This is a genomic window from Vibrio sp. T13N (assembly GCF_032970445.1).
In the GTDB taxonomy this organism is placed as follows: Bacteria; Pseudomonadota; Gammaproteobacteria; order Enterobacterales; family Vibrionaceae; genus Vibrio; species Vibrio diabolicus.
Map to the genome: position 1 here is coordinate 513,595 of NZ_JAWJYE010000002.1, position 17,891 is coordinate 531,485.

Annotated in this window: 8 protein-coding genes; 3 read left to right on the forward strand and 5 right to left on the reverse strand. The window is 44.9% G+C overall.

The window, feature by feature from the left end:
• Positions 1-191 precede the first annotated feature (191 nt).
• Positions 192-1,121, reverse strand: a complete 930-nt coding sequence (locus tag R2S67_RS05230; protein WP_317342706.1) for a LysR family transcriptional regulator — start codon at positions 1,119-1,121, stop codon at positions 192-194.
• Positions 1,122-1,387: 266 nt separating this feature from the next.
• On the opposite strand from R2S67_RS05230, the gene R2S67_RS05235 reads away from it, so the two are divergent.
• Both R2S67_RS05235 and R2S67_RS05240 read left to right on the forward strand, forming a co-directional pair.
• Entirely contained in the window at positions 1,388-3,229 is a 1,842-nt protein-coding gene (locus R2S67_RS05235; protein WP_317342708.1) for a 2-oxoacid:acceptor oxidoreductase subunit alpha, read from the forward strand.
• On the forward strand, positions 3,219-4,217 hold the full coding sequence (locus R2S67_RS05240) for a 2-oxoacid:ferredoxin oxidoreductase subunit beta (protein WP_085343961.1): 999 nt from the start codon (positions 3,219-3,221) through the stop codon (positions 4,215-4,217). Before R2S67_RS05235 ends, R2S67_RS05240 begins: the two co-directional genes overlap by 11 nt.
• Before the next feature lie 183 nt (positions 4,218-4,400).
• Here R2S67_RS05240 and R2S67_RS05245 read toward each other — a convergent pair whose 3' ends face one another.
• Together R2S67_RS05245 and ampC are read right to left on the reverse strand one after the other, a co-directional pair.
• Positions 4,401-5,045: a CatB-related O-acetyltransferase gene (locus R2S67_RS05245; RefSeq protein WP_237310025.1), complete on the reverse strand. Its 645-nt coding sequence runs from the start codon at positions 5,043-5,045 to the stop codon at positions 4,401-4,403.
• Between the two features lie 94 nt (positions 5,046-5,139).
• Positions 5,140-6,291 (reverse strand): class C beta-lactamase, encoded by a 1,152-nt coding sequence (ampC, locus tag R2S67_RS05250; RefSeq protein WP_317342713.1) that lies wholly within the window; start codon positions 6,289-6,291, stop codon positions 5,140-5,142.
• A gap of 359 nt (positions 6,292-6,650) precedes the next feature.
• Here ampC and R2S67_RS05255 point away from each other — a divergent pair, with 359 nt between their 5' ends.
• Positions 6,651-8,054 carry a PLP-dependent aminotransferase family protein gene (locus R2S67_RS05255; RefSeq protein ID WP_317342714.1) on the forward strand — a complete coding sequence of 468 codons (1,404 nt, stop codon included), beginning with the start codon at positions 6,651-6,653 and terminating at the stop codon, positions 8,052-8,054.
• A gap of 381 nt (positions 8,055-8,435) precedes the next feature.
• Here R2S67_RS05255 and R2S67_RS05260 read toward each other — a convergent pair whose 3' ends face one another.
• A complete protein-coding gene (locus R2S67_RS05260; protein WP_317342715.1) occupies positions 8,436-17,150 on the reverse strand; it encodes an Ig-like domain-containing protein in 8,715 nt (2,904 codons plus the stop codon).
• 119 nt (positions 17,151-17,269) lie between these two features.
• Entirely contained in the window at positions 17,270-17,884 is a 615-nt protein-coding gene (locus R2S67_RS05265) for a phage tail protein (RefSeq protein WP_176319268.1), read from the reverse strand.
• Between the last annotated feature and the right edge of the window lie 7 nt (positions 17,885-17,891).

The following is a 17,891-nucleotide window of genomic DNA, read 5'->3' on the forward strand; positions in this document are numbered from 1 at the left end:
TAACCCTCTGAGCGATTCAAGTCCTGTCGCCACTTTCCAAGTTCAGGACAAAAAAGAGCTGCTATATGCGGCTCTTAATGATGCAAATCTTTGTTTACAGACCCATGAGTTAATATTTTTGTGGGCACAACTAAATTTAGCAAACTTACTGGCACGTAACACGCTTAAGCCATCATCCTCCAGTAAGAGCTTTAATGGTTCAGCATCCAACTGCTGTTGATCGCCTCTCCCTGTTCATCAAGTTTATGAATAATATAGTCGATAAACACTTTTACTTTCGCGGGCACAAACTTACGACTTGGATAGTATATATAGACACCTTGACCATCGGTTCTTTGAGGTTCAGAAACCAACATCAGCTTACCTTGCTGCACTAAGTCTCGAGCAAGATATTGGGGCATCAGAGCAATCCCTGCTCCTAAACTCGCTAAAGAGGCCATCGCATAACCATTGTCTACTGTCACTTGATGTGTAGGACTAAATTCTACTAATTGCCCATCTAAAGGCATCGTCAAGGTAAGCAAGCGCCCCGATTGTTTATAGCGGTACATTATCCATTTGTGCTGGTTAAGTGCTTCAACACTCTGAGGCCGACCAAACTTCTTTATGTACTCCGGACTGGCAAACATACCCATATCAATAGGACATAATCGCCTCGCAATCAGGTTGCTGTCATTTAGTCTCCCGCTTCGAATAGCAACGTCCACCCCACTCTCCAATATACTGGTGTATTCATCGGAAAAGCTAAGATCCAACTTCACTTCAGGGTAACGTTCGCAAAACTCTGGAATCAGCGGAGTTATATAGTTTTGCCCGAACGATAAAGGAAGGCTGACACGAAGTGTACCAAACGGAGATGCAATACTTTGATGAAGCTGCTCTTCACTACTTTTGAGCAAGTTAATCACTTCTCTTGCCGTCTCAAGGTAGTTAAACCCCGCTTCAGTGAGCTGGAGTTGACGTGTTGTACGGTGAACTAAACGAACACCCAAATCCTGTTCTAGGCGAGCAATCGCTTTACTAACAGTAGAAGGCGACTGCCCTAATTGATTCGCGACTGCTGTAAAGTTCCCTAAGTCCACAACAGATACAAACAACTTTATTAATGACAGCTTATCCATAACGCTCACAATTAATGAAAAATAATCACATCTAATATGACAGAAAAAGTATTTTTGTGTCATGCAAACTTTTCTAGTATTTCGGAAAAGCATACCTAGCTATGGATATTTCTACTGACCTCAGAGACAACAAATAAAGCCAACACCATTAACTCTGCACTCAGAATGCTCGGGCTTACGGCATTTTCTCCAACCTTTAATTCCATTGCATCTCATTAAGTGCAATGAAACATACTGAACTTGCTCTAACACGGTAAGAGGTTTTAATGACAATAATTCAACTTAAACGCGAAGTGATCTGTTTTGCTGGCGATTCTGGAGATGGTATCCAATTACTTGGAGAACGCTTTTCAGACAACTCGTCGAAACAAGGAAACGATGTCATGACGTTACCTGATTATCCAGCTGAGATACGGGCTCCGGCAGGAACCACATCTGGAGTATCGGCTTTTCAGATGCAATTTGCCTCAACAGAGATTTATACTCCTGGCGACGATTTTTCAGTCTTAATCGCTCTGAATGCCGCTGCATTAAAAACCAAAATCTCACAACTCGTTGAAGGCGGTTTGGTGCTTATTGATCTCGATGGTTTTAATAAAAAAAACCTTGAGCTTGCTGGCTATGAATCGAACCCATTGAGCGATGGTAGCCTCGCAGATTATCGAGTGATTAGTGACAGTTTTACGCGTTTAACCGTTCAATCTCTTTCTGAGTTAAACATAGCGCCTAAAGTAGTGAAACGAAGCAAAAACTTTTTTATGCTTGGTATTGTTTTATGGATTTACAGTCGTCCGCTAGAACCGACCATTGAATGGCTAAATAATAAATTCGCTGACAATCCGCAAGCGAGAGAGGCAAATACTTTAGCCATAAAGTCGGGATTTAATTATGCTGAAACAACCGAAATATTCAGCGACTGTTTTCAGGTTGCTCCCGTAGCAGATAAAGCTGGCTTGTATCGTACTGTTTCAGGGAACGAAGCATTATCGCTTGGGTTAATATGCGCAGCAGAAAAACTCCAACGCCAGCTATTTTTGGGCTCTTACCCCATAACACCCGCCTCAGATATTCTACACACACTATCAACCTATCAACACTTTGGGGTCACGACATTCCAAGCAGAAGATGAGATTGCAGCTGCTTGTTCAGCTTTAGGTGCATCTTATGCTGGCGGTTTAGGAGTCACATCAACGTCTGGCCCTGGATTATGTTTGAAAGCAGAGACCATTAACCTTGCCGTAATGGCGGAGTTGCCAATGGTTGTTATCAACGTACAACGTGGAGGCCCCTCCACGGGTCTACCGACTAAAACAGAGCAATCAGACTTGCTTTTGTCTTTGTATGGTAGAAATGGGGATTCACCACTCCCAGTGTTGGCTCCTGCCTCTCCTGCAGACTGCTTTGATATGGCAATCGAGGCCTGTCGAATTGCCACTACATTTATGACGCCAGTGATCTTATTGAGTGACGGTTACTTAGCAAACGGCTCCGAATCTTGGCTCGTGCCCAACCCTGATGAGATTAAGCTCACTGCCGAGGCAACAAAAGCAAACATAAGCCCGTTTTATCCCTATGCCCGTGATGAAGTGTATTACAGCAGAGAGTGGGTCACGCCTGGTACAAAAGAGAAAATACACCGCATTGGAGGATTGGAAAAGCAAGCGATTACAGGCAACCCTTCTCATGATCCTGAAAACCACCAGCGCATGACTGATGAAAGAGCAAAAAAAATAAATAACATCTGCCATTTCATCCCTAAACAAACGCTAACAGGCAGTACTCAAGACTCACTGCTAGTACTAAGTTGGGGAGGCACGCAAGGTTCTGTGTCGACCGCAATTGAGCATCTGAGAAAGCAAGGCGCATCGGTTGCCCACGCCCATATTAAGTATCTAAACCCGTTTCCAATCAATTTGGAAGAGATCATTAGCCAATTCAAACATGTGCTTGTTTTTGAGTTGAATAACCAGCAACTCGTTAAAGTGATTCGCTCACAATATGCCATTTCTGCACGCTCCGTAACCCAAGTTAAGGGGTTACCATTCAAAGTTCACGAGGTCATTGAGTCTATTAACCACCACCTGAAGGATATTAAAAATGACGACTAAGGTACTCAACCGCAAAGATTTCGCTTCTGATGTTGAAGTCAAATGGTGTCGAGGCTGTGGTGATTTTAACGTATTAAAAACGATGCAATCCGTTCTAGCACGATTAGGTCGAACTAAAGAGAACACCGTATTCATCTCAGGGATTGGCTGCTCATCTCGTTTTCCTTATTATCTCGATACTTATGGATTTCATACGATTCACGGCCGTGCCCCTGCCATCGCTACTGGTGTAAAAGCTAGCAATCCAGAGTTAGATGTTTGGGTTGTAACTGGCGATGGTGACGCACTGAGTATTGGCGGTAATCACTTTATTCACGCGATTCGACGCAACCAAGACATTAAAATTTTGCTTTTTAATAATGCTGTCTATGGACTGACCAAAGGCCAATTTTCCCCGACAAGCGAACAGGGCTTCATTTCTAAGTCGAGCCCTGAAGGCTCTCCCGATCAAGCGCTTAAACCTCTGGCATTAGCAGCATCCGCAGGTGCTACGTTCATAGCACGAACATCAGACAATGATCCTACACACATGACGATGGTGTTAGAGGCTGCCGCCGCGCATTCGGGCACGGCTGTGGTTGAAATCCTACAAAACTGCGTCATTTTTAATGATAAAGTGCACGAACCTTACAACGGCCCGGCCAATAGAAGCGAACATCTACTTTATCTCTCAGATAATGAACCGTTATTGTTTGGTAAAACACACTCAAAAGCGTTGATCAATAGAGGGTTTGGTTTCGAGATTGTCGAATCAGAGGCCCCGAACCTTTTGCTCCACTCCAGTCAATGCGAGGAGTCATACTATGCTTATGCGCTTGCTAACTTGAGCTATCCAGACTTTCCCGTACCCGTGGGCGTTTTTCGTTCAGTGACTCGACCTACTTTTGATCAGGTCATTCGACATCAAAAACATCAAGCAACTCTAAAATATGGTCAAGGCGACTTAACCGAATTGCTCAAACAAAACAGTTATGAGCGTCTCTGCTAACAATTGAAAGAGCCAGCTATTGAGGCAATCTTCCCTACAAGGATGAAACTAAAAGGTTTCCGATTCTAGTTGGCGACTTGCTGAATGATGAGTTGATAAGGAAGTGTGGTGGTTGCAGATATCCATCACACTAAAAAGAGGCTCTATAATGAGCCTCTTCTGTTTTTTAAAATAGTGACATCGTCACTCTACTGAATGGTTTCTATCGTATTCAGCGCTTGCCTTTTTCAGCCCTTCTAAATCGTCTGAACATAACAATCTCTTCAGGCTATCGATTTTCTTATCAGGCCAATCATATATCCTAAGGGCGAGCAGTTCGTCTATCGTCTCTCGAGAAAAGCGATATTTGACATGCTTAGCTGGTGAGCCTGCAACCATGCTGTAAGGCTCAACATCTTTCGTCACCACGCTGTTTGCCGCAACGATTGCTCCTTCTCCGATAGTCACACCCGGCATTATCATGGATCGCATACCGAGCCAGGCGCCATCGCCAATGTGAGTATCTCCTTTCCCGACATACGCTTCTTCAATAAAGTCCATAAATGGGTACAAGGAGAACCAATCAGCTCTATGTGTACTGTTTCCCCCCATAACAATCACAACTTCCGCTGCAATACAGACAAAGTCACCTATATGTAAGTTATCAATCTTCCATTTTGGTTCCCAATCTCGGCTGAACTCATCGCCTTGTAGATATCTTACAACGGACTCCTCAAAACCGGCGTCCCAACAATCACTGTAATAACTATGTTTACCTTTAATCGTTATATTTGGGTTCGTAACAACTTCATGTAGCAAAGTCACCTTAGACCAATGCTTAGTTTTCATGAATACTCCTATAAATACTATCGAATAAAACACTGCAGATAGTATGTATCTAAATAAGCTCTAATAATTACGTAGTTCCTATTACCACTAAAATTTACTTCACCACCGAGCTAATAATATTGTAAGCAGCCTCTACTCTTTCTGCATTAGGGTAGTTTTTATTCGCTAGAATCACTATGCCTATTTTTTCAGAGGGTACATATGCAACATATGCCCCAAAGCCACCTGTTGAACCCGTTTTGTTATACCAAACGTCACGACCGAGAGTACCGGATACACTTGCTTGAACCGGTTTAGCGTTGAGAATTACATCGCTGGAGTTACCCTTCAATAATTGCGAAAGTGAAACGGGGTAATCATAACCTTCCCATCCTACGGCTTGTGTAAACGTGTCGGTATCAAAATACTTAGTATGAGTTCGCTCTAGCGCATTTTCTATATCAGTATTAAGTTGCGCTTGACCCATATTTGCTTCGATATATTGAAGCATATCTAAGCTTGTTGATTTAATACCATAGGCTTGTGCATCAAGAATACCTGGATTAACTCTAACGGGTTTTCCCTCAGAACTATAACCAAAAGCATAGTTGTTAAGCTTATCCTTTGGTACATCGACAAACGTATTAGTCATACCGAGCTTAGGCAGGATGAGGGTCTCCATCATTTCCGTATAGTCTGACTTCATACTCAAGGCACCGATGTAGCCAAATAGACCAATACTAGGGTTTGAGTACTTCCTCTTAGTACCGGCTTCGTACTCCGGTTTCCACGTTTTGTAGTACTGCATCATTTCAGCGTCGTTCGTTACTTCGCTAGGGAATTGCAATGGTAGACCACCTGCAGTGTAGGTTGCGACATGAACTAGCTTGGTATTACCCAGGACACTATTTTCTAATTCTGGAATATAATCTTTGACCTTGTCATCCATGTTCAACTTACCTTTTTCTTGGGCGTACCCAGTCAAAGTAGCGGCAAAAGTTTTACTGATAGAGCCGAGTTCAAAAATTGTGTCGTTAGTGACTAAACTCCCCTTACTTTCGTCAGCGAAACCGTAATTGTAAAAATAACGCTTACCATCAATCGTTACTGCAACAGCCAACCCCGGAATGTCGTATTCGTTCATTAATCCTTTAGCACATTCATCAACTACGCTCTTTAATTGACTGCTAACCGTTGACTCCGTTTTCGCAAACGTGACGAAAGAAGTGAGCGATAAAATGGCCACCAAGGCATTGTTTAATTTCATTGAACCCTCAATTTTTAATTTTCACTTATAATTAATTTCTAGTTTATTCCAAGGCTTTTAGCTTTTTATATAAAAGTAATCCTGACTTGAAGAACTCCAATCGTTAACCCCCGATGAATAACACTGTGTCTTCAAATTTTTAGTGCGATATAAACAGGTTTAAACCTGATCACCGTTGATAGGTAGGCCGATTAGATACGAATGTAAGTAACATCCGTTTGCAAAATGAGGAAATAGTGTACTCAAATGCGCTTTCTCCATATCACGATAACGGTATACTAGGTAGATATACCTAATGTATACAGATCCACATCCTCACAACGCTTTAGAACCACTTTTCAACGTCTACAGAGAAAACGATGCCATTTTCACTACACTTCGAAACTGGAAAAGTCACCAGCCAACAGCTTTATTCCGAGATATACCAAGGGATATTAGAAGGCAGATTACGATCAAATGAGAGATTACCGTCGACTCGCATGTTGTCAAAAAAGTTAGGCATAGCAAGAAACACTGTCATTTCGGTGTATGAGCGACTTCAGTTCGAGGGGTGGATAGTAAAAAAGGCAGGGTCTGGCACGTACGTAAGTAATGCTCTAGAACAAACGGTGAATCAAGATAAGAGACCAATAAAACACTACCAACTAGGGGTGTTTGGCACTAACGCAGCGAAGAAGCCAGAGATCATCGCACCAAAGAATCTAGACTATGACTTCACTTTAGGCGTTCCTGATCATCAGAGAATAGCAAAGCATATTTGGCGACACTCAAGACTGAGTAGGCTCAATGCATTAACTCCAGAGTTTGCACATGGTGGAGATTTGCAAGGGTTAGCTTGTTTACGAGAGTCTATCTGCGAGTATGTAAGACATTCGAGAGGCGTAATCTGTGATCCTGAAGACATCATCATTACGCAAGGGTGCCAGCAGGCAATAATGACGACTCTCTTTACATTACTCTCTCCGGGGGACCTCGTGTCGACGGAAGATCCAGGATATCCTGTTTTTCGAAATCAAGCTCGATTGCTTGGCGCGCAAATAGGCACCGTGCCGATGGACGACCAAGGCGTTGTCGTTGAATCAATCCCTTCTAATACCAAAATTATGTATACAACGCCTAGTCATCAATTCCCTTTAGGCTTTAGCTACTCCGTTGAAAGAAAGTTAGAACTGTTGAGATGGGCAGAAGTTAATAACGCAATCATTATCGAAGATGATTATGATGCGGAATATCACTATCTCAACACCAGTAAGCAAGCTCTCAAGTCACAAGACAAAAATGACTGCGTCATTATGATAGGCAGTTTCTCTAAAATACTATTTCCCGGCATACGCATTGGATATATGATTCCACCAAAGTCTTTAATAGAGCCAATTTCAAATATGTTATGGCACTTGGGAAGAAGTACATCTGTAGTGTCTCAAATCCTACTTGACGAATTCATGCGTGACGGTCATTTCTCTCACCATTTACTCAATATGAATAAAATCTATAGCGAAAGGTATCATAAACTCACTCAATTAATTGACAACATAGATTGCTTACAACGTATTCCAAGCCAAGGTGGATTGCATATAGCAACTGAAGTATCGGGGTGCGCGACACAAATGGTGAATAAGCTTGCTTCATCCAATGTAGCGGTTTATCCATCATCGCATTTTTCTATCAACAATCATTCTAATGCCATCTTATTTGGGTTTGGCATTATCCCTACCCCAAAAATAGAAGAAGCATTTGATATTATTCAATCAGTATTGGATTAAACCGAGATAGTAGCAAGTATCTCATCCTAAAGCAGATATAAAATTGCCTCTTCAAAAATGTCATAAACCTAAAAAGCAATAAACTTATGAAGAGGCAATATCAAACTATCGTCTTGATAGGTATCAATTTATCGTCGTGTTATCACCAGCAGAGTCAGAGCAACTGCGAGCTTGGAACGCTTTTCAACTCAATAAGGGTTCACTACGAATTGTGTCGCTCTAACCCGCTTGTTTTGCTTCAGCCCCAACACTATATTTCTTCGACTGTAAACGTACTAGGTTCAAAGTAAAGCGACGTATCACGCATTAATCTCCAGTAATTTACCATACCGCTTCATGATCACTTGGGATACAAATTATCGAAAAATACCAAACCATAAATTAATACACTGATAACGGCCCAAAAAAATAACGAAGTTGTAGCGCAATTATATCAACATCATTTTCATGTAAAAAATAACGAGCGCCTTGGACACCGATCTCCCAATTATCTGAGAGGTTGTAGCCAACTTCTGCACCAATATATCCATCAAAACCATCCACTTCCGTCGTTATCTTGCTGCCTTGATACGTACTTTCAATATCGGTATCCCAAAACAAGCCCCCTAAACTCAGTTTTGCGGACCATGAATTGTATTGCCAGAACTTATAACCGATGTCGAAGCCTATGCCCTTAACAAGGAGTGGTGCTATAGATGCGACACTAACGTGATAGTCTTCTGGTGAAGTAGTCGCACTACGCAATGTTGCACTGCCTTCACCCATATCAATATAACGGATAGTTCCTGACCATTGCTCAGAAAAAGCATATCCAAGCCCGATAGAACGGTAGAGCCCGGTGTTGTCAGTAGAGATTACGTTATCACCTTTAACAGCATCACGCTCATCTGCATGGCTTGACCCCATTTGAACATCAACATACCAACCAGCTTGACTACTAAAACTAAACACAGCAATTAGTGCTAGAGCACTGTTTCTTCCATAACGTTTCATGGCTCCTAACAAAATCAAAAGCATCAACACCATGCCACCCAATGATCCTGCTGAAGTATTTTCAACCTTTACATCTCTTACCAACTTAACTGTCACTATAACTTTCCCTGTGTCTTGCAGGCCTTGGTTATCTTGAATGATATATGTCAACACATCATTGCCTTCAAACCCTGAGGTAGGGGTATAGCTCACGCTCTGATCTGCATTCATGACCACCTGCCCATACTGCGCTTGGACTGAAACCAACTTCAATGTGTCGTTATCCGGATCGGTATCGTTAGCAAGGACATAAACCGTGACAGGGGTACGATCATCGGTGGTAATATTATCGTCCACCGCATTCGGATTCTGACTGTTTACCACATTTACCGTCACCTTCGCCGATCCTGTTCCACCATTACCATCCGTTACGCTATAAGTGATCAAAGCTTCCCCGTAGTACTGTGGTTGAGTGACATAACTTAGTTTGTTATCAACCACACTAACACTACCAATATCTACAGAAGCGCGACTTACCTTCAGCCCATCACCATCAGCATCGGTATCATTGCTCAATACATCGAGCGTCACCGTACCATTGAGACTAACAAACGCATTGTCGTCAATCGCTTTAGGTAGTGCATTATTGTTTACACGAGCGGCAACGACGCCAGGGTCAACGACACTGCCATTAGCCAATCCGTCATCATCGTTCGGACCACCGTCTTCAATGGTAAGTTGTACACACCAGTCACCTTCAGTCAGACCCTGTGACCATGAACTGTGCCCTGGTGGCGGACAATAACCAGCCTCGCCAGCACTAGAAGAAACTGTATTTTGAGCATCCTCAATAAAGTCTATCCACCCCTGTTCAGCGTTATACTTTCGGTACACTGCATTTGCTGGAACAGGTAAACGCTGAGGCAAAACTAATTGATAGCTTTGGCCGGGCAGCGGCAAATTAGTTACTACAAAATCAAAGATTCCCCCGATGCTCTTCATGTTGATATCTTTAGGAAGCTCCTCATCTAGCAATAAAGCTCCTCCTGTTGTGTTAGTCAGAATGGTTATTCCTTTGCGTAAACAGACACCTGGCTGCCCCTCAATGAGGAAGCGATCTTTTTCTGACACAACCTGTTGAATTACGTTACAGTCAGAAATTGCGTCAAGATAGTCAGGAATGCCATCACCATCACTATCATTATGACCTTCTTGATCATCCGGGATTAAGTCGCCATCACTATCTTCACTTCCGAGCTCCGCCAATGTTTGTACCACTTCTAAATAGACATTCCGTGTCACTGATAATGGTGGAGTGCCATTGTCAGTCACTGTCAATTGCAAATTGTAAATCGCTGAACTCAGTAATTGCGGAGAGAAAGTCAATGTTTCGCTGTACATCTGCCCCGCAATCGCTTGGTTAAGTACATCGCTATCACTACTCCATCTGAAACTGTGTATATCGGACATATTTGCATCATTAACACTGCTTGTGATTGTGACCGGTTCAACACCATTTTCAATTTGGCTCCGCTGCTCCCCCGCCTGAGATACACTTACCGAGACCTTCGGAGCCACATTCTCTTCAAAGATTGTTAAGGTGTAACGACGCTTACTACCTAGATTAAGGGTGCTGTCCAAATCAATCACTAAGGTTTCAACGCCTTCACTTTGTCCATCATTAAGTAGTTCGAACGAAAGTTTGCCTTCGGTACCACTAGGTATCACCACTTCGCCAGAGGTGAGTGTGTGGTCATCACTGTCTGTGCTTCCTGAAACCGTGTAAGGTACGACTACTGGGTAACTCGGCGATGGGCCGTTAAGGTGTATCGTTACGCTATGGTTGGTGCCTTCCGTGGTTTGCGCATCTTTGGAGATACTTATCAGTGGATACACTGTTACCGTTTGACTAGCCTCAGCAACGTTTCCATCAGAGTCTTGAGTGCGCCAATAGACCGTATTAGTTCCAGGTCGGAAGAAGGTTGTGCTGTCCACCAATGAAACAGGTAATAGCTTGCCTGTGCTATCTCGGGCCACGGCAGAGCCTAATGCAACTTTAGTAAAGAGCGAACTTGCGTTCACTTCGATATCTGAAGGTGCGGTTATTGTTGGTGCGTCCAATCTCGCACTTTTAATTGTCACGATTGCTTTCGCGGTGGCCTTTCCTCCATTACCATCTTTCACACTGTATTGCACTGTCACTGTACCAATTGAGGTCGTTACCAATTGGATTTGACTGCCCACAATTGTTGCCGTTCCAGATGTAGGTTTAACCCATTCCAGTTGTAATGTGTCTAGATCAATATCGCTGTCGTTGCTGAGTACATCCAATAAGTAGCTACCATCGTTACTCTCGGTAAAGACATAGGTATCATTAACTGCCATTGGTTCATCATTGACGTTGATTACCGTGATGCCAAACGCTGCTAGAGAAGCGCTTAGCTCACCGTCAGAGACACTAATAACAATATTATTGGTGCTGCCAACATGCTCATTTTCCGGCGTACCACTTAGCAACCCAGTTGCTCTATCAAAGGTTGCCCATGATGGTTTATTGCGGATTGAAAAGCTCAAGCTACTACTATCAACATCCGATGCCTGCAGCGCAAAGCGATACGTACTGCCTTCGTTGACAGTAAGAGCAGGAGTGCCACTGATCACTGGCGCGTCATTGACATTGTTAACCACAATACTGAATCTATTGAGCATTGTGGTCGTGAGACCATCAGAAACCGAGATAACAATGCCTTGATATTTGCCAACATCACCATTATCTGGTGTACCACTGAGCGTGCCTGTTGATGCATCAAAGCTAGCCCAAGATGGCTTGTTCACGATACTGAAAGTAAAGGCTTGGCTGTCAACATCTGACACTTGTGGCGTGAACAGATAGGCGCTGTCTTCATTCACTTGTGTTGCTGGTGAGCCAGAGATAACAGGTGCATCATTCACGTTATTCACAGTAATCGAAAACGCTGACAATGAGGAAGAAATAGTACCATCGGATACGCTAATCACGATATCTGGATAAGTACCCACATCACTGTTACTTGGCGTGCCAGAAAGTGCTCCTGTTGTCTTGTCAAATGTAGCCCAAGGAGGCTTGTTAGCTATCAAGTAGGTCAGAGTATCCGCTGGGTCATCGTCCAATGCCGCGGGCACAAACTGATACACACTATCTTCATCCACTTGCGTCGATGGGGTACCCGTAATCACTGGCGAGTCATTAACGTTATTCACCGTGATGGTCACTAACGCCACTCCAGAGGTAAGTTCTCCGTCACTTACGCTGTAAGTGAAACTGTCCTGACCAAAGAAGTTACTGTTACCCGTATAAACCGCGTGATTGCCTGTGACGGTAACATTACCGTTGACTGGCGATGTTACAATTTGATAGCTCAAAGATGAGCCTTCTGCATCGTTACCATTTAAAGTAATGGTCAGCGGTATCTCTTCCTCTCCCGTAGCACTAACATCGGTCGCGGTTGGTGTATCGTTGACTGCATTCACCGTCAAATCGACACGAACCTCTGTCGAGTCGAGATCACCGTCGTTGACCTTGAACAAGAAGAAGTCGGAGCCATTGAAGTTCGCTTCTGGTGTATAGCGCCAACCATTATTGGTCAACTGTTCTAGCACGCCATGACTGACTTGCTCAGTGATAAGATACTGCAGAGTGTCATCATCGTTATCAATATCTGAACCAACCAACGTGATCACCAAACTATTGTCTTCATCAAGCGTTTGTGACTGTGCTTGCGCCATTGGTGCGTCGTTGACCGGTGTTACCGTCATGGTCACTGTTGCGACGTTAGATACAGCACCTGCTAAGTCTGCCACCGTATAGGTGAAGCTGTCTTCACCGAAGTAGTTCTCATTGGGGTTGTAAACAATCGCTCCTGACGCCGTCACGTTCACACTGCCATATGCTGGCGTATCGACGACTGTGACACTAGTGAGTTCAAAACTGTCTCCAGCATCGGCATCACTATCATTGCCTAATACGTTGACTTCAAAGGAGCCTCCCTCCAGTAGTTGTGCACTGTTATCAACAGCAACGGGGGCATCATTCACTGGAGTAATATTGAGTGTGACGGTTGCTGGCACGGAGACTGCCTGACCACTATCGGTTAACGTGTAGGTAAAACTATGTTGACCATTAACGTTCGCTGTTGGCACAATCTTTAAGGTCCCATCGGCATTGACACTGACCGTGGCAAAACTGTATCCCCCCTCTCCTTGACCAAGATCTTGCAGGGTAATACTACTCGGGGTGAATGACCCATCTTCGATATCACTGTCGTTACTTAAAACATCGAGTATCGATGTGACATCTTCATCAAAGGTAAAATTGTCTTCCTCCGCCACTGGTGAGTCATTGACGGAACCGATATTGACGCTGACCGTGGCCGCAAGAGAAACGCCGCCTTCACTGTCTGCGATCGTGTAAGTAAAACTGTCGCTACCATTTTCATTCGCATTCGGCGTATATACAAAAGTGCCTACAGTTTGATCAATGGCGACTTGTCCTTTTTGAGGCAAACTAACTAACGCTAAATCACCCGTTGGGATGCCATCTTCAACATCCTTCGCTTGACTACGCGCGGTGACTGCTGCGCTTGCGGTATCTTCGTCAGTGTTAATGGTCAGCGCTTTCGCGACTGGCGCATCATTTATAGCCATGATAGTGACGGTTACTGTCGCGTCTTGTGACTCCTGTAACAGGGCATCTTTCACGGTATAGGTAAAGCTATCCGTGCCTGTCTCATTACTATTTGGCGTATAGGTAACAACGCCGTTGCTGATTGACACCTGACCTTTAATTGGTTGCGTTTTAACCGTTGCAGAAGAAGCGACCATGTCATCATTAATATCGGAATCGTTCGCTAACAGATCAAATTGTTTCGCCGTATCTTCCTCAGTCGAGAAGCTATCATCAACTGCCGTTGGCGCGACATCGTAGCGTTTAGTCACCGTATCCGTCACTGCATCAGATGCATTGCCTGCGGCATCGGTTAACACCACGCTTACTGTCAGCGTCCCCTCTTGCAAACCAGTGACGTCAATGCCCGTTACTTGCATGGTCTCCGAGGAGATTGTTTGACTAGCGCCGTCAATGGTCGTGGTACCGTCGGTAACGCGATAAGTGAACATCGCGTTCACTTCAGCTGCTGCGAAGGTAAAGCTCATCGCTTGTTCGTTGGTTTTGTTAATGCTCTCCTGATCAATGCTGATGCTATGTCCAGTCGGGATCCCCGTATCCACTGAAATCAATAACTGAGTCGCTGCAGTATTGAGGTTGCCAGCTGCATCGCTAAATTGCTCTGCTGCAACATCAATAGTTGCATCCTCAGTGCTTTCTTCTGCAGGTGTAAAGGTAGCCGTGTAACTGGCGCCACTGCCCGCAAAGTTAGAAAGAGTTCCGCCAGCAACGGTCACATCGGCTTCGGAAAAATCAGTTGCGGCTTCACTCAAGGTAAACGTGAGTGTTGCCGTTTCACCCGCTTTCAGCGCAGCGCTGGAGCTAGTGATACTGACGGTTGGAAGCACAGTATCGATGCTGATGGAAAGTGGTGTTGCTGCACTATTGCTGTTACCAGAGGCATCGGTAAATGTGCCGGTGGCAACATCAATGGTGCCGCTCGCCACACTCTCTTCCGTTGGTGTAAAGGTCGCCGTGTAACTGCTACCGCTGCCCGCAAAGTTGGACAAACTGCCGCCAGTGACGGTGACATCTGACTCAGCAAAGTCACTTGATGACTCACTTAAGGTGAACGTGATACTCGCCGTTTCGCCAGAGATCAAATCGAGGTCTGAACTGCTCAAAGAAACAGTTGGCTGCACGTTATCTAACATAAATGTTTTGCTAGCTGCACTGGAGGTGTTGCCCGCAGCATCGCTCTGGCTAGCCGCGACCGTCAGGGTGCCGTTGTTAAACGCACTTACATCAAGCTCACTGCCGCTCAACGTCCAGTTGCCTGAGTTGTCGGCCGTCACCGTACGACTGGCATAATTGCTGTAGTCCGTGATGGTCACGGTCACGCTATTGCCTGCTTCCGCGCCGGAGCCAGCAATCAGCACGTCGTTGTCTTCTGCCGCATTGACGATGCCATCAGTTTCAATCGGCGTGGTGATGGTCACAGCTGATGGTGCGGCGTTATCCAGGGTAATGCTCTGGGTGGCGGCGGTGGAAGTATTACCTGCTATATCTGCTTGGGTTGCAGACACCGTCAGTGTGCCATTGTTCAGGCCACTGACATCAAGCTCGCTGCCGCTCAACGTCCAGTTGCCTGAGTTGTCGGCCGTCACCGTACGACTGACAAAGCTGTTATTGTCCGTGATGGTCACGGTCACGCTGTTGCCTGCTTCCGCGCCGGAGCCAGCGATCAACACATCGTTATCTTCTGTCGCATTGACGATACCGTCGGTTTCAATCGGCGTGGTGATGGTCACTGCTGATGGGGCAGCATTGTCCAGGGTAATGCTCTGTGTGGCTGCGGTGGAGATATTACCTGCTATATCAGCTTGGGTTGCAGACACAGTCAGGGTACCATTGTTCAGGCCACTGATATCCAGCTCGCTGCCGCTCAGCGTCCAGTTGCCTGAGTTGTCGGCCGTCACCGTACGACTGACAGAGCTGTTATTGTCTGTGATAGTCACGGTCACACTGTTGCCTGCTTCCGCGCCGGAGCCAGCGATAAGCACATCGTTGTCTTCTGCAGCGTTGACGATACTGTCAGCCTCAATCGGCGTGGTAATGCTCACTACGGATGGTGCTACTGTATCAATGGTGACACTTAACGCGTTGGATGCCGAGCTAACATTATCATCGCTATCAGACGCTTTAGCACTTATTGCATGTGTAATACCAGACGCCAACTCATTGGTTGTTATCTGCCAGTTTCCTCCAGTAGCAGTGCCTGTGCCAATAACCGTTGCACCTCCACCGACTTGATCACTGTATAAAGTAACGATCGATCCACTCTCGGAAATCCCACTAAACGTTGGAGTAGTGTCACTGGTAATATTATCAGTATTTAATGATCCGCTATCCGAACTAGCATCTAAATCGGGTGTAGATGGCGCATTTGGCGTGGTATCGACCGTAGTAAAGTTAAATGTGGCATCATCGCTGATCCCAGCAAAGCTATTATTTGCGGTGTCAGCCACGGCACTAGATTCAATATGAATGGCGTAAGTCCGGTTTCCTATCAGATCACTGGTTGGGTTTAAGTAAACTTTATCGTTGGTAACACTGATGCGGCCAGCGCCTGGTGAAGTTGTTGTGCCATCGCTTTCGGTGGCAACATTAAATACTTCAAAATCGCGACTGTCTGTAACATTACGAATGGTAATATTGCCGCTCTTCAGCTCAATATTCTCATCAAAGGCAATCTCGATGTTTTTGCTAACAGAAACATTGGTTGCATCATCAGTGGGGGTTGAGCTCGCACTGACAAAAGTAGGCGCGGTTGAGTCTGAAACCGCAGCGTCATCAATCTTGATACTTTTGATAAGATAACGAGAGTCAGCACCCGGACTTCGGGTAAACGCCATAGTCACTGTATCAACGTCCTGCCATGCAGAATCAGTAAAGTCTGTACCACGGGTCAGGGTAAACAAATCCTGTAACCCTGAGTTTGCTTCACCACCTTTTGGCAAGGTGACAGTTTCGGTCACTGTTTGAGTATCATTAGAGAAGCCAGTTAACACAAGTTGATACGTTTTATCTGAGTCTCGGGCCGACCCCTGCATAAAGGTAATTTCGTCGAAACTGAAGTTAGTACTTGATCGCTCAAAAAAGCGGAAGCCACGATTGTTGAACTCATTAATCATGGTATTTGAGAAAAAAACACCAGCTACAAACCCGAGGTCATTTAGGCCAGTAAACGGAGTGCTATCAGTGCTATTGCCGGCATCTAATACCATAGACACAGCACCTGCACTGGTAAGAGTGACCGAGGGCATACCCCCAGTGACGCCTGTCTCCACCTCACTAAAATTGGAACCTGAACCATTAGAGTAGTTAATCGTTTGCTGTGCGGCCCAGACTTCACCGGAAAAAAACGCTGAGGACACCCATGCTGTTGTAATTGCGATCGCTACCTGACGACGTAATCTCATTTTCCTCTCCTGAAGATGACGGCCTTATCAACATAGCCGGGTTATCATAATCAACTTAAATATTTAATTTTTTATAGGAAAGGATTAGCGAAAGTTTCAGCCAATTCTTTCTTGGTTGATTAGCTGCGCGGTGGGTATACTCCCGCAGTGGCAATTAACCAATTAATCGGCAATACCGGGCTCAAAATATTAAGTGGCTCTGAACCGCCTGTTTCAGTCACAGTTACAGTACCTCCTTCCGAGCCACCACCAGACACACTTAAGCCTTCGATCTCAGTCAAATCTGGTTGCTGAAACGTCGGTTTATAGAACCCAGGGGTAGAGTTTTGCGCTATATACGAATTACTATCGGGTACCTGCGTATTTGCAGCATTGGTAGCAACCTGCATCCTGCCTGTTACAGGTGCAGCAGTGCCAAGAGGGGTAAAAATTGCCGTATGTAAGTGTGCTGGCATTTGGGTTATATCAATAGTTACCAGTTCAGTACCCAATCTTTCTCCCTGATGATAATCCATCCCCCCAGGTCGTGTGCCTACACCAACTGGACTGCGGCCACGCAAATCAGGTAAACCAAAGGTAGTTCGGGCGTCACCTCCGTATAGAGTGCTAACTAGAGAGAAGAGTGCTGGATTATCTTCAATTGCCTGCATTTGCCCCGAGCACATTGCCCAATTTCTAATTGCAAAATTGCCGCCAAATGCGGTTAGTGTCCCAAGATACGGTTCTGTAGCCATACTGTTC